This window comes from Actinomyces dentalis DSM 19115 (assembly GCF_000429225.1).
Classification (GTDB): domain Bacteria; phylum Actinomycetota; class Actinomycetes; order Actinomycetales; family Actinomycetaceae; genus Actinomyces; species Actinomyces dentalis.
The window spans coordinates 96164-116371 of the sequence record NZ_AUBL01000004.1; the positions used below are offsets into that span (position 1 = coordinate 96164).

Here is a 20208-nt window from a genome sequence, read left to right on the forward strand (position 1 = left end):
GGTTCCGCCGCGGGAGCTCGCCGCGGCTGTGCTTGCGGGGTTCAGTTGCTCGTGGGAGTGCTCGTGGGGGCGGCGGTGGGCCCGGGCGCGGTCGTGAGGACCTCGCCGCCGTACCCGGTCCCGTCGGGACCGGCGACGCCGTCGCCCCGGGCGATGGCCCGGTTGACGCAGGACTCGTAGGACGCGCGCTCGCCGGGATCGAGGTCGGCCAGCTTCTCGCTCAGGATCCTCTGCCCGGTGTAGCCCCGGGCGTCGTCGTCCCAGTCGTTGTCCCAGTCGTCCTGGTCGTCATCCGCCGCCTTGAGGCAGGTGCGCGCGGCCTCCTCGGAGACGGCGGCGTGGTTCATGCCCTCGACCGGCAGAGCGGTCGAGCTGGTCCCGTCCGAGCGGTTCCAGGAGCTGACGATCCACACGTCCTCGGAGCCGATGCCGGTCCAGCTCGGCCCCGGGGCGTTCTCCGTCACCTCGACCTCCCCGGTCCCGATCGCCAGCTCCAGGGTCAGGGCGCTCCCGCCGTTGCGGGCGGCGTCCGAACGGCTGATGAACCGCTTCCCCGTGGCGGAGTAGGCCTGGTGCACCTGGGTGTCGATGGCCCTGCCGTCGGGGGTGTAGACGTGCGCCCAGGGCGCGGTGTGGAGCGTCGCCGACCAGTCGCCCTCGAAGGTCCAGCCGTCCGTGACCTGGTGCGTGAGCGTGCCCGCGCCCAGGGAGGTGTCGACGACGAGGGGGACCGACGGCGCCGTGGACACGCTCACGCGGCCGGCCCCCAGGCTCAGGCGGACGCGCGTCGCCCCCGGATCGGCGGGGGCGCCGGACAGGTCCAGGGAGATGCCGGCGGCGCCGTAGAGGCCCAGGTCGATGACGCCCTCGGCGGTTCTGGGCATGCTCTCCAGGTCCGCCCACGTCAGGCGCACCGTGCCCGGGTGCAGCGGGTGAAGGGTCGTGCTGGCCAGGACCTGCGGCGGAATGGCGGAGCCCAGGATGAGGGCGGGGACGGCCGCGAGCATGACGGGCACGCCCAGACCGCTGATCCACCCGCCCCGGCGCCCGAGCAGGGCGGCGATCGTGACGACCGCGCCCAGGGCGGCGGTGACGGCGCCGAGGGCCGCGAAGGGCGCGGTGATGACGGTCAGGTGCGCCCTCAGGAGCCCGAGGCCGGCCAGCGCCAGGCCGATGAGCATGAGCGCCAGCGCGAGCAGGCTCAGCCGCCGCCCCGGACCGGGCACGCGCGGGACGACCGGGCCGACCCACTGACGGGAGGGACCCCGGGGCGCGGCGCCGCGCGGATTCGGGCGCGCGGGCGCGACCCGCGGTCCGGGGGCGAAGGCCCCGGGGCGCGGGTCCTGACGCCTTCCGCGCAGGAGCACGATGACCAGCCAGATGATCCCCGCGGTCAGGCCCACCTGCATGAGCGTCCAGAAGACGAGGGAGAAGCCCCCCGCCCAGTCGTCCGTGGCGTACCACCACACGGGCAGGACGCCGCGGTGCTGCAGGACGAACCCGGCGACGACGGCGGCCGCGGCGCCGGCCAGACCGGACTCGGCCTCGCCGTGCAGCGCCTGCTGGAGGTGGATGCGCCCGTCGCCCTCCTCGGGCAGGAGGGCCCAGGCGATGCCGTAGAGGAGGAGCCCGACGCCCGAGAACACGCAGAGCACCGCCCAGATGCAGCGCACGAGGACGGGGTCCACATTGAGCCGTTGGGCCAGGCCGCCCGCCACGCCGCCGACCCACCGCTGGTCGGTGCGCACCAGGCCCGTGCGCCTGACGGAGTCGAAGAAGGAGGTCGTGGCCCGAGTGCGCGGTCGTTGCGGGTCGGGCTGCGGTGGTCCGTACTGCGGGTCCGGTTGCGGGTCGGGCTGCGGTCCGTACTGCGGGTCGGACCGGTCGGGGGAGGGATCGTCGCTCATGACCCCATGGTCCGGCCCCGGCCCCGCTCGCCGCGATTGGGGGAGTCCCTGATCGATCCCCCATTGAGACCCCATGCGTCCCTGGTTCCGTCCCGCATCCCGCCTGCGGGGTCCCCGTTCGTGCCACGATGTGCCCATGACGACCACGGCGAGCCCGGGCGCGCCCCCCGGCACCCGGCGCGGCCCCGGCGCGCCGCCGCGCCCGCCCCTGCGCCGCCCGCTGCGCGCCGGCGCCCCCGGACCCGGGTGGGCGACGCGGCCCGGAAGGCTGATCGCGGGCGTCGCCGCGGGCCTGGCGGACCACCTCGGTCTGCCCGTCATCAGGGTGCGCGCGCTCCTGGTCGCCGCCGGCGTCTTCGGCGGCTCCGGGGCCCTCCTCTACCTCCTGCTGTGGGCGCTCGTCCCAGCCGGCGACCCCCGGGCGGAGGCCTCCGGCGCCGTCCCGCCCGCCCGGGCCCGCCTCGTCTCGCCCCCGGGCGCCCGGGCCGCGGGCGGGCAGCGCCCGGGCCCGCGGGCGCGCGCCCTCCTGGGCGGCGTCGCCCTCCTCCTGGTCGCCGCCCTCATCGCCGTCCGGCGCTCCGGCCTGGGCCCGGACGCCGGCTGGTTCCCGCCCGTCCTCGTCATCACCGCCGGGGCGGCCCTGGCCTGGTCCCAGGTCGACGCGGTCACCGGCCCCGCCCGGGACCGGGGCGCCCTCCTGCGCCTGGCCGGCGGCGTCGTCCTGGCCATCGTCGGCATCCTGCTGTGGATCGGCGCCGACACCCCGCCCCGGGTGCTGCTGACCGGCGCCCTGACCGGCGGCGCCCTCGTCCTGGGCGTCGGCCTGATCCTGGCGCCCCTGTGGCTGCGCACCAACCGGGCCCTGGCGGACACCCGCGCCGCCGAGGCGCGCGAGGCCGAGCGCGCCGACATCGCCGCCCACCTTCACGACTCGGTCCTCCAGACCCTCACCCTCATCCGCAAGCGCGCCGACGAGCCGGGCGCCGTCGCCCGCCTGGCCCGCTCCCAGGAGCGCGAACTGCGCGCCTGGCTCTACACCGACCGTCCCGAGGCCGGCACCTCGGTGGCCGACGCCGTGCGGGACCTGGTGGGGGAGATCGAGGACCGCTACGGCGCGGAGGTCGAGCTCGTCGTCGTGGGGGACCGCCCCCCCGACCGGGCCACGGAGGTCGTCGTCGCCGCCGCCCGCGAGGCCCTGTCCAACGCCGTGCGCCACGGCGCCCCGCCCGTGAGCGTCTACGCCGAGATCGGCCCCGAGCGCCTGGAGGTCTTCGTGCGTGACCGCGGCCCGGGCTTCGACATCGACCGGATCCCCCCGGACCGGCACGGCGTGCGCGAGTCCATCGTCTCGCGCATGGCCCGCCACGGCGGCCGCGCCGTCGTGCGCCGCCTGGAGGCGGGGACCGAGATCCACCTCGACCTGCCCACCGTCCCGCCGCCCCCCGCCGCACCCACAGGAGCATGATGTCCCGCCGCACCGATCCCGCCCCGCCCGCCCGCCTGCGCCTGCTCGTCGTCGACGACCACGCCCTCGTGCGCGCCGGGGTGCGCGCCGAGCTGACCGCCCGCGCCCCCGACCTGGAGGTCGTCGCCGAGGCCGAGGACGTCGAGGGCGCCGTCGCCGCCGTCCACGCCCTGCGCCCCGACGTCGTCCTGCTCGACGTGCACCTGCCCGGGGGCGACGGCGGGGGAGGGGCCGAGGTGGTGGCCGCCTGCCGCGACGCGCCGGGCACCCGCTTCCTGGCCCTGAGCATCTCGGACGCGGCCGACGACGTCGTCGGCGTCATCCGGGCCGGGGCACGCGGCTACGTCACCAAGGCCATCTCGACGGCCGACCTCGCCCAGGCGGTGCGGCGGGTGGCCGCCGGGGACGCCGCCTTCTCCCCGCGCCTGGCCGGCTTCGTCCTGGACGCCTTCGGGACCGGGGCCGGGGATGTCGCCGTGGCCGACTCCGAGCTCGACCGCCTCTCGGCGCGCGAGCGCGAGGTCATGCGCCTGATCGCCCGCGGCTACACCTACAGGGAGTGCGCCGGCGAGCTGTTCATCTCCGTCAAGACCGTCGAGAGCCACGTCTCGGCCGTACTGCGCAAGCTCCAGCTGTCCAACCGCAATGAGCTGACCCGCTGGGCCGCGGCCCGCCGCCTGGTGTAGGGGCGCCGGCCGGGGTCCCGCGGCCCCGCGGCGCGGGCCCCGGCGCGTGGGGCCGCTCACGGGCGGGCGGCGCGGCCCGGGCCGGGGCCGATCCGTGGGAGGATGGCCGCCGTGAGCCCGCATCCCAGCGTTCCCCTCTCCGCGCCCGCCCCCGCCCGCGCGCTCGAGCGCGCCGCCGCCCACGTGCGCGCGGGCGGCCTGCTCATCCTCCCCACCGACACCGTCTACGGCATCGGGGCCCTGGCCTCCGACGCCGCGGGCGTGAGCCGGCTCCTGGCCGCCAAGGGGCGGGACCGCCGCATGCCGCCGCCGGTCCTCGTCGCCGACCCCGCCCAGGCCTTCGACGTCGTCGCCCGCCTCCCCGACGCCGCCCGGGTGCTCATCGGGGCCTTCTGGCCCGGGGCGCTGACCCTCGTCCTCGATGCGAGGGCCGACCTGGACTGGGACCTGGGGGAGTCGGGCGGAACCGTGGCCCTGCGCATGCCCGACCATCCCCTGGCCCTGGAGCTGCTGCGCCGCACCGGCCCCATGGCCGTCACCAGCGCCAACCGCACGGGACTGGCCCCCGCCACCGACGCCGCGGCCGCCCTGGCCGCCTTCCCGGGCCGGGTCGCGCTCGCCGACGACGACGCCGCGGGCCCGCACGGCGCCGACATACTGCTGCTCGACGGCGGCCCGACGCCCGGACCCGTGCCCTCCACCATCGTCAGCCTGGCCGGCGGGTCCCCGGGCCCCGTCGTCGTGCGCGAGGGCGTCGTCCCGCGCGCCGAGCTCGCCGCCGTCGTGGGCCCGAGCGCGGCGCACGGCGGCGCGAAGGAGGGTGCGGGGGCGTGAAGGTCTACCTCCTGCTCATGCTCGTGGCGGCGGCCGTGACCTACCTGTCCGTGCCGATCGTGCGCCACATCGCCCTGGTCTTCAACGCCCTGACCCCGGTGCGGGCCCGCGACGTGCACACCACGCCCATTCCGCGCCTGGGCGGCGTGGCCATGTTCCTGGGCTTCGCCACCGCCGTCGCCGTCGCCTCGCGCGTGCCCTACCTGTCCAATGTCATCGACCGCTCCGCCTGGGCGGTGGTGCTGGGGGCGGGGCTGGTCTGCCTGCTGGGCATCGTCGACGACCTGTGGGAGCTGGACTGGATGACCAAGCTCGTCGGGCAGATCCTGGCGGCCGGGATCATGGCCTGGCAGGGCGTCCAGCTCATCACCTTCCCCGTGTGGGGGCTGACCATCGGCTCGTCCCGCCTGTCCCTGTTCTCCACCATTCTGGTGGTGCTCACCGTCATCAACGCCGTCAACTGGATGGACGGGCTGGACGGGCTGGCCGCCGGCGTCATCGGGATCGGGGCGGTGGCCTTCTTCGCCTACGTCTACGCCCTGACCCGCTGGACCTCCCCGGAGTCCTACACCTCCCTGGCCGCCACCATCGTGGCCGCCCTCATCGGCATATGCGCGGGCTTCCTGCCCCATAATTTCCATCCGGCCACGATCTTCATGGGCGACTCCGGCTCCATGCAGCTGGGCCTGATCTCCGCCGCCGGCACGATCATCGTCACCGGGCAGATCGATCCGGGCAGCTTCGGGGGCACGGCGGCGATCCCCGTGTTCCTGCCGATCCTGCTGCCCCTCATGGTCCTTCTGCTGCCCGTGGCGGACATGATCAGGCTCATTGTGCGCCGGACCATGTCCGGGCACAGCCCCTTCCACGCCGACCGCATGCACATGCACCACCGCCTGCTCGCCGCCGGCCACTCCCACCGCCGGGCCGTGCTGGTCATGTACATCTGGGCGGCGGTCGCGGCCTTCTCCTGCGCCGGCCTCGCCTTCCTGCCGGTCCGGGTGGTGGCCGTGGGCGCGGCCGTGGCCGTGGTCGCGGCCGTGGCCGTGACCGTCGACCTCATGCCCGGGCTGCGCCTGACCTGGGCCCGGCGCATCGGCGCCCGGCACGTGCGGCGCGCGGGGCGACGATGAGCCGGGCCGACCGCCGCCTGACGCCCCCCCGCCCGCGCACCCACGCGGAGGTCTTCCGCGCCGCGGCGCGGCGGGTCCTGATCGTCGGGCTCGCCCTGTCCGCGATCGCCCTCGCCTGCGCCGCGGTGGTCGGCGGCGGCGCCTGGCGCGGCGCCGTCTGGGGCGCCGGGGCCGGGGCCCTGCTCACCCTCATCACCGCCGCGTCCCTGGCCGTCGACTGGGACCGCTTCCCCCTCCTGGCCTCCGGGGGGGTCATGCTGTCCTTCGCCGGGAAGATCGCCGTCATGGTGGTTCTCATCGTCCTGGCGGGCCCGCACCGCTCGACGATGAGTCCGATCTGGTTCCTCGCGCCCCTGGCGGTGATCCTCCTGGCGGTCGCGGGCACGGAGATCGTCGCGCTCGCCTCGGGCCGGGCCCTGACGGTTCAGCCGCGCCGCGGCGAACGGCGCGACGACGGCGCGGATGGGTCGAGCGTCCCTTGATTCGCGGCGTCCGAAGTGCCAGGGGCCGGGGCGGCCGGCCCGCCGGTCCGGTTTTCGGGTGGACGGTTCGCGGTTTTGGATTAGGCTGGCATATGAGGCCGTTCCTCGGTGGGACGGCGGGTCCGTATCCGAGGAGGACTGGTGATCACGAGCGCGATTCTCGCGGCCGGGACGGTCGGGGCGCTGCCCGCGTCCTCGGACGGGAGCGGCTTCGAGCCGCCCAGCATGGACGACTTCTTCCCCGCGCCCTTCGCCTTCCAGGGCACGCCCTTCGAGCTCAACCGCGTCATGATGGTCAGGCTCATCATGGCCTGCGCCCTGGTGCTCGTCTTCGCCGTCGGCGCCGCGCGCGCCCGGGTCGTGCCCGGCCGGTTCCAGAGCGCCCTGGAGCTGGTCCTGGACTTCGTGCGCAAGAACGTCGCCGAGGAGATCCTCGGCCCCGACTTCGGGCGCAGGTACGCCCCGGTGCTGACCACGATCTTCCTGGGCGTGCTGTTCCTCAACATCTCGGGCGTCATCCCGGGCCTCCAGATCGCCTCGACCGGCGTGGTGGGCATGCCGCTGATCTTCGCGATCGTGTCCTACATCGCCTTCTTCTACGCGGGCGTGCGCGCCAACGGCATCGGCCGCTACCTCAAGGGATCCCTCGCCCCCCGGGGCGTGCCGGGGTTCCTGTACCCGCTCATCGTCCCCATCGAGTTCCTCTCCACCTTCATCCTGCGGCCCCTGACGCTGACGGTCCGACTCATGGCGAATATGATCTCCGGCCACCTGCTGCTGGCCCTGTGCTTCGTGGCCACCAACGCCCTGTTCGTCTACGCCTCGGCCTCGCTCAAGGCGCTGGGCGCGATCACCCTGGCCGCGGGCGTCGCCTTCATCGTCTTCGAGGCCTTCGTCGCCGCCCTCCAGGCCTACATCTTCACGCTCCTGACGGCCGTCTACATCGACTCCTCGGTCCGCATGCACTGAAACCCCGGTTTTAACGTCATCACTCATCACACGATTTCTTCGCCCTCCGGCGATCACCACCACAAGGAGACACCTATGACCGGCACTATCAACACCATCGGCTACGCGCTCGCGACCCTGGGCCCCGCACTGGGCATCGGCCTGGTCGTCGCCAAGACCCAGGAGGGCACGGCGCGCCAGCCGGAGGTCGCCGGCGCCCTGCGCACCAATATGTTCATCGGCGCCGCCCTCATCGAGGCCCTGGGCCTGCTCGGCTTCGCGGCCGGTTTCGTCTTCTGAACCCGTGGTCGCCATGACCATAGCCGTGAACGCCCCCGCGCTCGCCGCGGGCCTGCCTGCGGCGCTGCCCGCCTCCGGCGCCTCCGAGGGCGGCGCCCCGGGGGGCATTGGTCTGTTCATCCCCGCCCTGCCCGACCTGCTGTGGGGCACGGTCGCCTTCCTGATCGTCGCCGTCGCGCTCGTCAAGTACGCCCTGCCGCGCTTCAACGCGGTGCTCGACGAGCGCACCCGCAAGATCGAGGAGGGCCTGGAGCTGGCGGACAGGGCCAGGAGCAACCAGGAGGACGCCGAGCGCAAGGCCGCCCGGCTCATCGAGGACGCCCGGCGCGAGGCCGCGGGCCTGCGCGCGGCCGCCCAGAACGAGGCCAAGGAGATCATCGCCCAGGCCCGCGCCGACGCCCAGAAGGAGGCCTCCCGCGCCATGGAGGCCGCCGAGCGCCAGATCCGGGCGGACAAGCAGGCCGCCGAGATCAGCCTGCACACCGACGTCGGCCTGCTCGCCTCCGACCTCGCCGAGAGGATCGTGGGCGAGCAGCTGACCGACACCGCGCTGTCGGCCCGCGTCATCGACCGCTTCCTCGACGAGCTCGAGAAGGCGCCCGCCCGCGCCCGGCGCGCCGACGCCGCCGGATACGGAGCGGTGCGGTGAACACCGGGACCGCCGCCAGCAGGGTCATCGCCGCCAGGGCGTGGACCCCGGTCCTGACCGCCGCCGGGGCGGTCGGGCAGGAGCTCGGCGAGCAGATCCTCGCCCTGGCCCACCAGGTCGCGGCGAACCCGCTGCGCGGTCCGCTCACCGATCCCGGCCGCGCGCCCGAGGACAAGGCGGCCCTCGCCGCCCGCCTGTTCACCGGCCGGGTGGACGAGCGCGTCGTCGACCTCCTGCGGGTGCTCGTGCGCGAGCGCTGGTCGCGCCCGGTCGATCTCATCACCGCCCTGCACGACATGGGCATCCAGTCCGTCCTGGCCGGCGCGCGCGCGGGCGGCACCCTGGAGGACGTCGAGCAGGAGCTCTTCGCCGTCGGGCAGGTCCTCGCCGACAACCGCGAGGTCCGCGAGGCCCTCGAGCCGTCCCGGCGCACCCGCACCGAGGACCGCGTCGGGCTCGCCCGGCGGCTCTTCGGCCCGCGTGTGTCGGCCCCGACCATGAGCCTGGTCGTCTGGTGCGTGCGCCACCAGCCCGAGATCGCCGTCGGCGGGGTGCCCTACAATGTGCGCCGCGTCACCGAGCTGGCCGCCGGTCTGCAGAACCGCACCATCGCCGACGTCGTCACCGCCGTCCCCATGACGCCCCTCCAGGAGGCGCGCCTGCGGGCCATCCTCGCCCAGCGCCTGGGCACCGACATCGAATTCAACATGGAGGTCGACCCCTCGGTCATCGGCGGGGTCAGGGTCAGCGTGCGCGACCTGGTCATGGACTCCACCGTTCGCAGCTCCATCGCGCGGCTGCGCACCCGGCTGACGGGCTGAGGGCCCGCCCCGCAACATCCGGCGCCCCGCGGCGCCACCCCAGCACACAGCAAGGAGACGACAGAGATGGTGGAACTGACCATCAGGCCGGAGGACGTCCGTTCGGCCCTGGACGAGTTCGTCGCGTCCTACAAGCCCTCGCAGGTCGCGGCCGAGGAGGTCGGGCACGTCGTCTTCGCCGCCGACGGCATCGCCCACGTCGAGGGCCTGCCCGGCGTCATGGCCAATGAGCTGCTCGTCTTCGAGGACCGCACCGCCGGTCTGGCCATGAACCTCGACGAGCGCCAGATCGGCGTGGTCGTCCTGGGCGACTTCGCCGGCATCGACGAGGGCCAGACGGTGCGGCGCACCGGGGAGGTCCTGTCCGTGCCGGTGGGCGACGGCTACCTCGGCCGCGTCGTCGACCCCCTGGGCCGCCCCATCGACGGCCTGGGCCAGATCCGCACCGAGGGGCGGCGCGCCCTGGAGCTCCAGGCCCCCGGCGTCATGTCCCGCAAGTCCGTCCACGAGCCCCTTCAGACCGGTCTGAAGGCCATCGACTCCATGATCCCCATCGGCCGCGGTCAGCGCCAGCTCATCATCGGCGACCGCAAGACCGGCAAGACGGCCATCGCCCTGGACACGATCCTCAACCAGAAGTCGGCCTGGGAGACGGGCGACCCCGCCCAGCAGGTGCGCTGCATCTACGTGGCCACCGGGCAGAAGGGCTCCACCATCGCCTCCGTGCGCGCCGTCCTGGAGGAGCGCGGCGCCCTGGAGTACACCACCATCGTGGCCTCCCCGGCCTCCGACCCGGCCGGCTTCAAGTACCTGTCCCCCTACACCGGTTCGGCCATCGGCCAGCACTGGATGTACTCGGGCAAGCACGTGCTCATCGTCTTCGACGACCTGTCCAAGCAGGCCGAGGCGTACCGGGCCGTCTCCCTGCTCCTGCGCCGCCCGCCGGGCCGCGAGGCCTACCCCGGCGACGTCTTCTACCTGCACTCGCGCCTGCTGGAGCGCTGCGCCAAGCTCTCCGACGACCTGGGGGCCGGGTCCATGACCGGTCTGCCGATCATCGAGACCAAGGCCAATGACGTCTCGGCCTACATCCCCACCAATGTCATCTCCATCACCGACGGGCAGATCTTCCTCCAGTCCGACCTGTTCAACGCCGACCAGCGCCCCGCCGTCGACGTGGGCATCTCGGTGTCGCGCGTGGGCGGCGCCGCCCAGGTCAAGGCCATGAAGCGGGTCGCCGGCACCCTCAAGCTCACGCTGGCGCAGTACCGCTCCATGCAGGCCTTCGCCATGTTCGCCTCCGACCTGGACGCCGCCACCCGCGCCCAGCTCACCCGCGGCGAGCGCCTCATGGAGCTGCTCAAGCAGCCCCAGTTCACGCCCTACCCGGTCGAGGAGCAGGTGGCGAGCGTGTGGACCGGCACCAACGGCTACCTCGACGACCTCGACGTGGCCGACGTCCTGCCCTTCGAGCGCGCCCTGCTGGACCACCTGCGGCGCAATACCAAGGTCCTGGACGCCATCCGCACCACCGGCCTGCTCTCCGACGACGACGAGGCCGCCCTGCGCGCCGCCGTCGAGTCCTTCCGCAGCACCTACCTGGCCGGGGGCAAGATGCTCTCCGGCGAGGTCGCCGCCGCCGAGGAGGAGGCCCCCGCCGAGCACACGGCCGAGCAGATCGTGCTCAAGAAGAAGGGCTGACATGGCAGGCAACCAGCGCGTCTACAAGCAGCGCATCCGATCCACCCAGACCCTCCAGAAGGTGTTCCGGGCCATGGAGCTCATCGCCTCCTCCCGGATCGGTGCCGCGAGCCGCAACGCGCAGGAGGCGAGCCCCTACGACCACGCCCTGTCCCAGGCCGTGGCCGCCGTCGGCACCTACTCCCACCTGGAGCACCCCATCACCCGCGAGCGCACGGACACGAACCGGGTCGCCGTCCTGGTGGTCACCTCCGACCGGGGCATGGCCGGCGCCTACTCGGCGACCGTTCTGCGCGAGTCCGAGCGGCTCATCGACCAGCTCGTCGAGGAGGGCCGGGATCCGGTCGTCTTCACCTTCGGGCGCCGGGCCCACTCCTACTTCACCTTCCGCGAGCGCGACGTGGAGTTCTCCTGGGTCGGCCAGTCCGACCGCCCCTCCGACGCCGTCATCGACGAGGTCGCCGCCGTGCTCCTGGACTACTTCCTCTACCCCCCCTCGGCCGGGGGCGTGGCCGAGGTCCACATCGTCTTCACCCGCTACGTCTCGATGGTCTCCCAGGTGCCCGAGGTGCGCCGCATGCTGCCGCTGACCGTCGTGGACATCGACGGCCCCGGCGAGCTCAACCGCGATGACATCGCCGCGGCCCAGATCAAGGCCCGTCCCGATCCGACGGCGGCCGCGCCGCTGTACGAGTTCGCGCCCTCCGCCGCCGAGGTCCTCGACGGCCTGCTCACCCGCTACGTGCACTCGCGCATCCGCAACGCCCTGCTGCAGGCGGCGGCCTCCGAGCTGGCCAGCCGCCAGCAGGCCATGCACACCGCCACGGACAACGCCGAGGACCTCATCACCACCTACACCCGCCTGGCCAACGCGGCGCGCCAGGGCGACATCACCCAGGAGATCACGGAGATCGTCTCGGGTGCCGACGCCCTGGGCGCCGAGTAGACGGCGGACCACCGACCACAGCTGCCAGAACGGATACGGAAGATACGGACCATGGCTGACACCACCACCCCCGGTACCGGGCGCGTCACCCGGATCATCGGCGCCGTCGTCGACGTCGAGTTCCCGCCGGATGCGATCCCGGCGATGTACAACGCCCTCAAGGTGACCATCCAGGCGACCGGTCAGGGCGAGGAGCCGCACGAGATCACCCTGGAGGTCGCCCAGCACCTGGGCGACAACATCGTGCGCACCGTCTCGCTCAAGCCCACCGACGGCCTGGTGCGCGGATCGCAGGTGCGCGACACGGGCGCGCCCATCTCGGTGCCCGTGGGGGACGTGACCAAGGGCCACGTCTTCAACGTCACCGGCGACGTGCTCAACCTGGCCCCCGGCGAGCAGCTGGAGATCACCGAGCGCTGGCCCATTCACCGTCGGCCCCCGGCCTTCGACCAGCTGGAGTCCAAGGAGCAGATGTTCGAGACCGGCATCAAGGTCATCGACCTGCTCACCCCCTACGTCCAGGGCGGCAAGATCGGCCTGTTCGGCGGGGCGGGCGTGGGCAAGACGGTCCTCATCCAGGAGATGATCCAGCGCGTGGCCCTGGACCACGAGGGCGTGTCCGTGTTCGCGGGCGTGGGCGAGCGCACCCGCGAGGGCAACGACCTCATTGTGGAGATGGGGGAGGCGGGAGTGTTCGACAAGACCGCCCTGGTGTTCGGCCAGATGGACGAGCCGCCGGGCACGCGCCTGCGGGTGGCCCTGTCCGCCCTGACCATGGCCGAGTACTTCCGCGACGTCCAGCATCAGGACGTGCTGCTGTTCATCGACAACATCTTCCGCTTCACCCAGGCCGGCTCCGAGGTCTCCACGCTGCTGGGGCGCATGCCCTCGGCGGTGGGCTACCAGCCCAACCTGGCCGATGAGATGGGCCAGCTCCAGGAGCGCATCACCTCGGCGGGCGGGCACTCCATCACCTCCCTGCAGGCCATCTACGTGCCGGCGGACGACTACACCGACCCGGCCCCGGCCACGACCTTCGCCCACCTGGACGCCACCACCGAGCTGAGCCGGGAGGTGGCCGCGCGCGGCATCTACCCGGCCGTGGACCCGCTGGCCTCCACCTCGCGCCTGCTGGCCCCCCAGTACGTGGGCCGCGAGCACTACGAGGTGGCCACCCGCGTGAAGTCCATCCTCCAGAAGAACAAGGAGCTCCAGGACATCATCGCCATCCTGGGCGTGGACGAGCTGAGCGAGGAGGACAAGGTGACCGTGGGCCGGGCCCGGCGCATCGAGCAGTTCCTGAGCCAGAACATGTACATGGCGGAGAAGTTCACGGGCGTGGCCGGCTCCACCGTGCCCGTGTCGGAGACGGTCGAGGCCTTCAAGCGCATTGTCGACGGCGACTACGACCACCTGCCCGAGCAGGCCTTCTTCAATATCGGCGGCGTGGAGGATCTGGAGCGCCGCGCGGCCGAGATCGGCAAGGAGTGAGCGGTCATGGCGCAGGAGGGGTCGCGGGCGTGGGGGTCCGGTTTGAGCGTGGAGGTGGTCTCCCGTCACGGGGGCACGGTCTTCGCCGGTGAGGCGGAGCGGGTCTCCGTGCCCCTGATCGACGGCGAGCTCGGCGTGCTGCCGGGCCGCCAGCCGATCCTGGCCCTGCTGGGGCGCGGCACGGTGCGCATCGTCGGGGAGGACGGGTCCGCCGCGCCGATCGTCGTGGCGGGCGGCTTCTGCTCGGTGGACCACAATGTGGTGACCGTGGCCGCCGACCGGGTCGGCTCGGAGATCACGGGCACGGCCGAGGACATCGATATGCTCACCGAGACCGTGGTGGCCACGGACTCGGAGGACCTGGACTGACGATGGGCGCGATGGGCTGGTGCGTGCCGGCGGTCCTGGCCGGCTCGCTCGTGCTCGTCGTCGTCTTCCTGGCGCGCCTGCGCTTCCTGGCCTCGCAGGTCGGCTCCTTCGAGTGCGCCCTGCTGCGCTCGGGGCGCAGACGCTATATGAGCGGCATCGCCACCTTCGGCGACGAGGCCATCGAGTGGCACCGGCTCATCTCCCTGTCGCCGCGGGCCCGCTACCGGATGCACCGCGACGACCTGGTCCTGGGCGGGCCCCGCCCCCGGGCGGGCGGGCGGATCGTCGACGTGACCTGCACGGTCGCGGGGAAGTCCTTCGATCTGGCCATGCTCAGCGACTCGCACTCGGCGCTGGTGGCCTGGCTGGAGTCCGCCGCCCCCACGCAGCCCTCGCTCCTGTGAGTCGGCGCGCGCCGGGACGGGCGGCCGCGGCCCCGTCCAGCCGGCACCGGTAGGCTGCCCGGGTGCGCGTCGTCATCGCTTCCTGCTCCGTGGACTACTCCGGGCGCCTGGACGCCCACCTGCCCCGGGCCACCCGGCTCATCATGGTCAAGGCCGACGGCAGCGTGCTCGTCCACTCCGACGGCGGCTCCTACAAGCCGCTGAACTGGATGAGCCCGCCCGCCCGGCTCGCCGAGGTCGACCCCGACGAGGAGGACCGGGAGATCGGCGTGATCGCCCGCTGGGAGGTGAGCGCCACCAGGACCGACGACCGGCTCGTCATCCGCCTGTTCGACATCGTCTCCGACACCAGTGCGGACCTGGGCGTGGACCCGGGCCTGACCAAGGACGGCGTCGAGGCCCACCTCCAGGAGCTCCTGGCCGAGCGGGTCGAGGTGCTCGGGCCCGGGTGGAGGCTCGTGCGCCGGGAGTACCCCACGCCGCTGGGCCCGGTCGACCTGCTCGTGCGCGATGAGTCCGGCGCCGCCGTCGCCGTCGAGGTCAAGCGTGTGGGCGGGATCGACGGCGTCGAGCAGCTGACCCGCTACGTCGACATGCTGGACCGCGACCCGCTCCTGACGCCCGTGCGCGGGCTCTTCGCCGCCCAGCAGATCAGGCCCCAGGCGCGCGTGCTGGCCGAGGACCGCGGCATCCGCTGCGTGGTCCTGGACTACGACGCCCTGCGCGGCCTGGACGACCCCTCCTCCCGGCTGTTCTGACGGGCGGCGCCATGGCTGCAACGGCCCCCGCCCCGCGTGAGATGTCCTACCTGCGCTTGGTCGCCCAGGGGCTCGTGGGGGCGACGGCGGCGCCGGAGCCCGCCGAGGCGGTGCGCCGCCAGTTGGCCGTCCAGGGCCAGCAGGTCTCCTCCGCGTCCCACGCGATCGTCTCCCGGACCGCGCGGGCCGGGCGCGCCGACGTCGACGCGGCCTTCGAGGCCGGCCGGCTGGTGCGGTCCTGGCCCATGCGCGGCACCATCCACATCACGACGGCGGCCGACCACCACTGGCTGCGAGTCGCCCTCATGCATCGGATGGACGCGTGGGCGAGGCGCACCGAGAAGTGGCTGGGGCTCGACGACGCCCTCCTGGAGCGGGCGGGCGGGCTCGCGCTGGCGGCCATCGCCGCCGAGGGGCCGCTGCGCCGCGCCCGCCTGCTGCGGGTGTGGCGGGACGGCGGCCTCATGGGCGCCGACTCCGGGTCCGACTCCGGCGCCGGGGCGCAGCGCGGGCGCCACCTGCTGGTCCGCCTCCAGCGCGAGGGCGTCCTCGTCCAGGGGCCGCGGCGCGGCAACGAGCACCTGGTGGTCGATGCGACCGCGCTGCTGCCGGCGGAGAGCGGCCCGGGCGGCGCCGGCGGCGGGGCGCACGGCACCGCCGGCCACCGCGCCGCCGTCGCCGAGATCGCCCGGCGCTACGCCACCAGCCACGGGCCGGTGCGCGCGGCCGACCTGGCCCGCTGGACGGCGCTGCCCCTGGGCGAGGCCGCCCGGGCCCTGGAGGACGCCGTCGAGATGACCAATGCCGCCGACTACGCCGTCCGGGCGGGGCGCGGCGATGTGCCGCTGGTGCGGGCGGCGGCCGACGGCGGGCTGCGCGGGGCCGTGCGCGCAACCGGCGCAGGGGCGCTCCCGGCGTCGGGCGCGGCGGGGCGCGCCACGACCCTGTACATGCGCGCCGACCTGCCCGACCTGCTCGCCGCCTCCCGGAGACGGGCCGCCGGCACCCACTTCCTGGCCGCCTTCGACGAGGTGCACGTGGGCTACAAGGACCGCGCGTGCCTGACCGACGCCGCGGGCGAGCGGCTCATCTGCCCGGCGGCCAACGGCATGTTCCGCCCCCTGCTCGTGGACCGCGGACGCGTGGTCGCCGTCCGGCCGGCGGGGGCGGGGCTGCTGTGGGCCGACGACGCCCGCCGCTCGGCCCGCCTGGAGCGCGACGTGGAGCGGGCGGTGCGCGACATGGAGCGCCGTCTGGCCTGAGCGGCCCGGCCGGCGCCGGCCGGACGGATCTGACCGGCCCCGGCCCGACCGGCCGGTGCGGATCCGCGCCGAGCACCTGAAGTTTGCATTTCAAACCAAAGGGGGTATCCTGCTCCTGAAGTTTGAAGTGCAAACCGGTCTTCGACACCGAATACCAGTGAGGAGCCACCATGGAAGTCTCCGCCGCGCCCCGGCGGGCCCCCTCGCCGTCGGCCGCAGAACGCCGCCCGCCCGACGCCGCGCCCGACCGCGCCGCCCCGGTCATGCAATGGCGCCGCGCGGGCAAGCGCTACCCGGGCGCCGCCGCCCCCGCCCTGGACGACGTCTCCTTCGCCGTGCGCCCTGGCGAGATCGTGGTGCTGGTCGGCCCCAACGGCTCGGGCAAGACCACGGCTATGGAGATGATCTCCGGCCTGCGCCCCCCGACCTCGGGCGAGGTCAGCATCGACGGGCAGCCCGTGCGCCCCCTTGCCCCGCAGCGCGCCCTCATCGGCGTCCAGCTCCAGGAGACGGGCCTGCCCCAGCGCCTGAGAGTCCGCGAGGCCGTCCGCGCGGTCGCCGCCCTGTACGCCGACCCGGGCCCGGTCGAGCGGATCGTCGCCCAGCTCGGCCTGGACGCCCGCGCGGCCCAGACCATCGATTCCCTGTCGGGCGGGTGGGCCAGGCGCCTGGACGTCGCCCTGGCCTGCATCGGCCGCCCCCGCGCCCTCGTCCTGGACGAGCCGACCAGCGGCATCGACCCGGTGGCGCGCGCCGAGCTGTGGGAGTTCCTCCGGCTGCGCCGCGCCGAGGGCGTCGCCGTCCTCGCCTCCACCCACGACCTGAGCGAGGCCGAGGCCTACGCCGACCGGCTCCTGGTCCTCGACCGCGGCCGCCTGATCCTGCAGGGGACGGTCGAGGAGGTCCTCGGCCCGGCCGACGGCCGGTGGCGGCTGCGGCTCATCGGGGCCGACCCCTCCGTGGACGCCTGGGCCCGCGCTCGCGGCCTCGACCTGGTGGGGACGGGGGAGGTGCGCGTGCTCATCGCCGACAAGGAGGCCGTCACGGCCATGGCCGACGTGATCGAGGCGGCCCGGGGCCGCGGCGAGCTGCGCTACCAGGACATCCTGAAGGGGCCGATCCGGCTGGAGGACGTCTTCGCCGAGGCGGTCTCGCGAGCCGACCGGGGGGCGGCCGCATGAGCGCGGCGCAGCACCCGGCCCGGCGCCCGGCCCAGCGCCCGACGGCCGCCGACCCCGATCGGCCGGCCCTCGCGCCCGGGTGGCGCGTCGTGGCGGTGTGGTCCCGCCAGGAGCTCGTCCTGCTGCTGCGCGAGCCCGTCGCCGTGTTCTTCTCCCTCGCCTTCCCGGTGATCATGTACGTCTTCATCGGCATCCCCTACGCCTCGACCGAGGTCGCCCCCGGCGTGAGGTTCATCGACGTCATGTTCCCCTCGCTCATCCTGACGGTGATCGCCAACCTGCTGCTCATGGGAATGCCGATCTACCTGGCCGAGCTCCGCTCGCGCGGGATCGACCGGCGCTACGCCACCCTCCCGCTGCGGGGCGGGCACTTCGTGATCGCCCTGCTGCTGTCCACGCTCGCGCTGGTCATGGCCGCCTCAACGATCATCGTCCTGGTGGTGGCCGTGCGCGACGGGGTGAGACCCGAGCTGTGGAACCCGCGCCTCCTCCTGATCATGGCGGGCTCGATCGTCTGGCTCTCGGCGCTGGGCTTCCTCATCGGCGCGCTGAGGGTCTCCTCGCGCACGACCCAGGCCCTGTCGGCCGCCGTCTTCTTCCTCATGTTCTTCGGCTCGGGCGCGGCCATGCCCCTGGACCAGCTGCCCGAGATCCTCAAGAGGATCCTGGAGTGGAACCCCCTCAAGCAGTGGCTCGACGTCGCGGTGGGCCTCTACACGGGCACCGGGGTCGAGCGGGTCGAGTGGCTCCGGCTCGCCCTGGCGCTGCCCCTGACCCTGGGATGCGTCCTGGCGGGCTCGCGGCTGTGGCGGCGCCGGACGTGACGCCGCGCGGCGGAGCCGGACGCGGGTCCGACGGCCGACTGCCCGGGGCGCCGCGCGCCGTCGCCTCCGGGCGGGTGCGGCGCCCCGGGTAGTCTGCCGCCATGAGCCCCGCCGTTCCCGCCGCCGCTGCACCCGCCCCCGCGACCACCGCCCGCCGGGGCCGGGTCGTCACCCCCGACCGCATCATCGACGACGGCGCCGTCGTCGTCACCGATCGGCACATCGCCTGGGTCGGCCCGGCCGCCGCCGCCGGGCGCGCGGGCTTCGGCGACGCCGTCGCCGCCGCCGAGAGCGCCCCCGGGGGCGGCTACCTCCTGCCCGGCCTGGTCGACGTCCACTGCCACGGCGGCGGCGGCGAGTCCTTCCCCAACGCCCGGACCGCCGAGCAGGCCATGACGGCCGTCATGGAGCACCGCCGCGCCGGCACCACCAGCCTCGTGGCCTCCTGCGTCACCGCCTCCGCCGAGGTCCTGCGCGAGCGCACCGCGGTGCTGGCCGACCTGTGCGAGCGCGGAGAGCTCGCCGCCATCCACTTCGAGGGGCCCTTCGTCTCCGTCGAGCGCTGCGGCGCCCAGGACCCCACCTACATCATCGACCCCGATGCGGACCTGGTCCGCGAGCTGATCGCCCTGGGCCGCGGCCACGTGGCCACCATGACCATCGCCCCCGAGAAGCCCGGCGTCACCGGCGACGACGGCGTCATCGCGGCCCTCATCGCCGGCGGCGCCCTGCCGAGCCTGGGCCACACCGACTCCGAGGCCGGCCCCGTGCGCGCCGCCCTGGCCGACGCCGCCGCCCGCCTGGACGCGCGCGCGGAGGCGGGACTGCCGATGCGCTGCGACCGGCCCACCGCCACCCACCTGTTCAACGGCATGCGCCCCATGCACCACCGCGCCCCCGGACCGGTGCCCGAGTTCCTCGCGGCGGCGGCCCGGGGCCGGTGCATCGTCGAGATGATCGGCGACGGCGTCCACCTCAATCCCGCCATCGTGCTCGACGTGTTCGAGACCCTGGGCCGGGACAATGTCGTCCTGGTCACCGACGCCATGGCCGCGGCCGGCATGGCCGACGGCGACTACGTGCTCGGCTCCCAGCCGGTCACCGTGGCCGACGGCGTCGCCCGCCTGAGCGAGGGCGGCGCCATCGCCGGCGGGACCAGCCGCCTCATCGACGTCGTGCGCACCACCTGGAGGGGCGGGGTGGGCCTGGTCGACGCCGTCTACGCCGCCTCCGTCCAGGGCGCCAGGATCCTCGGGGACGACTCGGTGGGCGCCCTGGAGGCCGGGTGCTGGGGCGACGTCGTCGTCACCGACGCCGACCTGGTCCCGGTGGACGTCCTGCGCCGCGGCGAGCCGGTCGCCTGAGCGCGGTTCTCAGCCCTCCAGACCCAGCAGCCGGCGGGCGTAGACGGCCTGGCCCGAGTGCTGGGCGGCGTCGTCGATGATCGAGACCAGGCGCGCGGCGCGGGTGACCGGAGGATTCCAGGAGCGGTCCACGACGTCGTCGAGGGCCGCCGCCTCCAGACCGTCCAGGTACTCGTGCGCCAGGGCGCAGGCGGCGTCGAGGTAGTCGGTCAGGAGCGCGAAGTCGTTCACGCGCACCAGTGCGGCCTGCTCGGGGGCGTGGCGCCAGTCCTCGGTGCCGTCGGGCAGAGGCAGGGCGAAGCGGGCGGAGAATCCCGCGCCGGTCCACAGGGGCTCGGTCCCGGCCAGGGCGCTGATCTGGAGGTCGATCTCCCGGGCCGTGTGCCAGGCGAGCCAGGTGAGGGAGTCGACGCGCGGAGCGAGCTCGGACACGGGCCGGGCATTGGCCTGCTCCAGGGTGACGCCGTCCAGGGCGCGGTCGAAGCGCTCGCGGGAGCGGTCCAGGCCGTCGGCGAGGAGGGCGCACGGGTCGGCGGCGGATGCCGGCGGGGCGGTCGCGGGGGTCGAGGTGCTCGAAGCGGCCGAGGTGGTCGATGCAGTCGGTGCGGTCGGTGCGATTGAGGCGGGGGTCTCACTCATGCGCCCCACGGTAGACCGATGCACCACGAACGGAGGCGCATGGT

21 protein-coding genes are annotated in these 20208 nt (G+C 74.2%); 19 read left to right on the forward strand and 2 right to left on the reverse strand.

Annotated elements, in window-relative coordinates; all coding sequences use genetic code 11:
- Window positions 1–41 precede the first annotated feature (41 nt).
- Window positions 42–1907, reverse strand: a complete 1866-nt coding sequence (locus G446_RS18590) for a PspC domain-containing protein (protein ID WP_026408955.1) — start codon at window positions 1905–1907, stop codon at window positions 42–44.
- Window positions 1908–2043: 136 nt separating this feature from the next.
- Between G446_RS18590 and G446_RS15535 the strand changes: the two genes are divergently transcribed.
- The 19 genes from G446_RS15535 (at window position 2044) to G446_RS0102640 (ending at window position 19525) form a co-directional block, all read left to right on the forward strand.
- The gene (locus G446_RS15535; protein WP_051285584.1) at window positions 2044–3372 is read left to right on the forward strand and encodes an ATP-binding protein; all 1329 of its coding nucleotides are present in this window, start codon (window positions 2044–2046) and stop codon (window positions 3370–3372) included.
- Window positions 3372–4058, forward strand: coding sequence for a response regulator (locus G446_RS0102555; RefSeq protein ID WP_051285585.1), 687 nt, complete (start codon window positions 3372–3374; stop codon window positions 4056–4058). Before G446_RS15535 ends, G446_RS0102555 begins: the two co-directional genes overlap by 1 nt.
- 102 nt (window positions 4059–4160) lie before the next feature.
- The gene (locus tag G446_RS0102560) at window positions 4161–4892 is read left to right on the forward strand and encodes an L-threonylcarbamoyladenylate synthase (protein ID WP_026408957.1); all 732 of its coding nucleotides are present in this window, start codon (window positions 4161–4163) and stop codon (window positions 4890–4892) included.
- Window positions 4889–6025: an MraY family glycosyltransferase gene (locus G446_RS0102565; protein ID WP_026408958.1), complete on the forward strand. Its 1137-nt coding sequence runs from the start codon at window positions 4889–4891 to the stop codon at window positions 6023–6025. The genes G446_RS0102560 and G446_RS0102565 overlap by 4 nt, the downstream gene beginning before the upstream one ends.
- Entirely contained in the window at window positions 6022–6507 is a 486-nt protein-coding gene (locus G446_RS15540) for a hypothetical protein (protein WP_084778885.1), read from the forward strand. The genes G446_RS0102565 and G446_RS15540 overlap by 4 nt, the downstream gene beginning before the upstream one ends.
- 141 nt (window positions 6508–6648) lie before the next feature.
- A complete protein-coding gene (gene atpB / locus G446_RS0102575) occupies window positions 6649–7476 on the forward strand; it encodes a F0F1 ATP synthase subunit A (RefSeq protein WP_026408959.1) in 828 nt (275 codons plus the stop codon).
- Window positions 7477–7551: 75 nt separating this feature from the next.
- Window positions 7552–7755 (forward strand): ATP synthase F0 subunit C, encoded by a 204-nt coding sequence (gene atpE / locus G446_RS0102580; protein ID WP_026408960.1) that lies wholly within the window; start codon window positions 7552–7554, stop codon window positions 7753–7755.
- A 13-nt stretch (window positions 7756–7768) separates the two neighbouring features.
- Entirely contained in the window at window positions 7769–8404 is a 636-nt protein-coding gene (locus tag G446_RS0102585) for a F0F1 ATP synthase subunit B (protein ID WP_026408961.1), read from the forward strand.
- Window positions 8401–9225: a F0F1 ATP synthase subunit delta gene (locus tag G446_RS0102590; RefSeq protein ID WP_026408962.1), complete on the forward strand. Its 825-nt coding sequence runs from the start codon at window positions 8401–8403 to the stop codon at window positions 9223–9225. The genes G446_RS0102585 and G446_RS0102590 overlap by 4 nt, the downstream gene beginning before the upstream one ends.
- Before the next feature lie 66 nt (window positions 9226–9291).
- Window positions 9292–10926 (forward strand): F0F1 ATP synthase subunit alpha, encoded by a 1635-nt coding sequence (atpA, locus tag G446_RS0102595; RefSeq protein WP_026408963.1) that lies wholly within the window; start codon window positions 9292–9294, stop codon window positions 10924–10926.
- Window position 10927: 1 nt separating this feature from the next.
- Window positions 10928–11872: a F0F1 ATP synthase subunit gamma gene (locus G446_RS0102600; protein WP_026408964.1), complete on the forward strand. Its 945-nt coding sequence runs from the start codon at window positions 10928–10930 to the stop codon at window positions 11870–11872.
- 51 nt (window positions 11873–11923) lie between these two features.
- A complete protein-coding gene (gene atpD / locus G446_RS0102605; protein ID WP_026408965.1) occupies window positions 11924–13363 on the forward strand; it encodes a F0F1 ATP synthase subunit beta in 1440 nt (479 codons plus the stop codon).
- Window positions 13364–13369: 6 nt separating this feature from the next.
- Window positions 13370–13732, forward strand: coding sequence for a F0F1 ATP synthase subunit delta/epsilon (locus G446_RS0102610; RefSeq protein ID WP_051285586.1), 363 nt, complete (start codon window positions 13370–13372; stop codon window positions 13730–13732).
- Window positions 13733–13734: 2 nt separating this feature from the next.
- Window positions 13735–14136 (forward strand): DUF2550 family protein, encoded by a 402-nt coding sequence (locus G446_RS0102615; protein WP_026408967.1) that lies wholly within the window; start codon window positions 13735–13737, stop codon window positions 14134–14136.
- Window positions 14137–14198: 62 nt separating this feature from the next.
- Complete coding sequence (gene nucS / locus G446_RS0102620) at window positions 14199–14894, forward strand: endonuclease NucS (protein ID WP_026408968.1); 696 nt, start codon at window positions 14199–14201, stop codon at window positions 14892–14894.
- Between the two features lie 11 nt (window positions 14895–14905).
- A complete protein-coding gene (locus tag G446_RS0102625) occupies window positions 14906–16156 on the forward strand; it encodes a DNA glycosylase AlkZ-like family protein (protein ID WP_245574555.1) in 1251 nt (416 codons plus the stop codon).
- A gap of 170 nt (window positions 16157–16326) precedes the next feature.
- Window positions 16327–17337 (forward strand): ABC transporter ATP-binding protein, encoded by a 1011-nt coding sequence (locus G446_RS0102630; RefSeq protein ID WP_084778890.1) that lies wholly within the window; start codon window positions 16327–16329, stop codon window positions 17335–17337.
- Window positions 17334–18161, forward strand: coding sequence for an ABC transporter permease (locus G446_RS0102635; RefSeq protein ID WP_026408971.1), 828 nt, complete (start codon window positions 17334–17336; stop codon window positions 18159–18161). Before G446_RS0102630 ends, G446_RS0102635 begins: the two co-directional genes overlap by 4 nt.
- A gap of 101 nt (window positions 18162–18262) precedes the next feature.
- Window positions 18263–19525 (forward strand): N-acetylglucosamine-6-phosphate deacetylase, encoded by a 1263-nt coding sequence (locus G446_RS0102640; RefSeq protein WP_026408972.1) that lies wholly within the window; start codon window positions 18263–18265, stop codon window positions 19523–19525.
- A gap of 9 nt (window positions 19526–19534) precedes the next feature.
- On the opposite strand, the gene G446_RS0102645 is transcribed toward G446_RS0102640, so the two are convergent.
- Entirely contained in the window at window positions 19535–20164 is a 630-nt protein-coding gene (locus G446_RS0102645; RefSeq protein WP_084778907.1) for a mycothiol transferase, read from the reverse strand.
- Window positions 20165–20208: the final 44 nt, after the last annotated feature.

What these genes read in the sequence shown, in the direction of transcription:
- G446_RS18590 (WP_026408955.1), bottom strand. Translation starts at nt 1,907, where the DNA reads ATGAGCGACGATCCCTCCCCCGACCGGTCCGACCCGCAGTACGGACCG.
- G446_RS15535 (WP_051285584.1), top strand. Translation starts at nt 2,044, where the DNA reads ATGACGACCACGGCGAGCCCGGGCGCGCCCCCCGGCACCCGGCGCGGC.
- G446_RS0102555 (WP_051285585.1), top strand. Translation starts at nt 3,372, where the DNA reads ATGTCCCGCCGCACCGATCCCGCCCCGCCCGCCCGCCTGCGCCTGCTC.
- G446_RS0102560 (WP_026408957.1), top strand. Translation starts at nt 4,161, where the DNA reads ATGGCCGCCGTGAGCCCGCATCCCAGCGTTCCCCTCTCCGCGCCCGCC.
- G446_RS15540 (WP_084778885.1), top strand. Translation starts at nt 6,022, where the DNA reads ATGAGCCGGGCCGACCGCCGCCTGACGCCCCCCCGCCCGCGCACCCAC.
- atpE (WP_026408960.1), top strand. Translation starts at nt 7,552, where the DNA reads ATGACCGGCACTATCAACACCATCGGCTACGCGCTCGCGACCCTGGGC.
- G446_RS0102585 (WP_026408961.1), top strand. Translation starts at nt 7,769, where the DNA reads ATGACCATAGCCGTGAACGCCCCCGCGCTCGCCGCGGGCCTGCCTGCG.
- atpA (WP_026408963.1), top strand. Translation starts at nt 9,292, where the DNA reads ATGGTGGAACTGACCATCAGGCCGGAGGACGTCCGTTCGGCCCTGGAC.
- G446_RS0102600 (WP_026408964.1), top strand. Translation starts at nt 10,928, where the DNA reads ATGGCAGGCAACCAGCGCGTCTACAAGCAGCGCATCCGATCCACCCAG.
- atpD (WP_026408965.1), top strand. Translation starts at nt 11,924, where the DNA reads ATGGCTGACACCACCACCCCCGGTACCGGGCGCGTCACCCGGATCATC.
- G446_RS0102610 (WP_051285586.1), top strand. Translation starts at nt 13,370, where the DNA reads ATGGCGCAGGAGGGGTCGCGGGCGTGGGGGTCCGGTTTGAGCGTGGAG.
- G446_RS0102615 (WP_026408967.1), top strand. Translation starts at nt 13,735, where the DNA reads ATGGGCGCGATGGGCTGGTGCGTGCCGGCGGTCCTGGCCGGCTCGCTC.
- G446_RS0102625 (WP_245574555.1), top strand. Translation starts at nt 14,906, where the DNA reads ATGGCTGCAACGGCCCCCGCCCCGCGTGAGATGTCCTACCTGCGCTTG.
- G446_RS0102630 (WP_084778890.1), top strand. Translation starts at nt 16,327, where the DNA reads ATGGAAGTCTCCGCCGCGCCCCGGCGGGCCCCCTCGCCGTCGGCCGCA.
- G446_RS0102635 (WP_026408971.1), top strand. Translation starts at nt 17,334, where the DNA reads ATGAGCGCGGCGCAGCACCCGGCCCGGCGCCCGGCCCAGCGCCCGACG.
- G446_RS0102640 (WP_026408972.1), top strand. Translation starts at nt 18,263, where the DNA reads ATGAGCCCCGCCGTTCCCGCCGCCGCTGCACCCGCCCCCGCGACCACC.
- G446_RS0102645 (WP_084778907.1), bottom strand. Translation starts at nt 20,164, where the DNA reads ATGAGTGAGACCCCCGCCTCAATCGCACCGACCGCACCGACTGCATCG.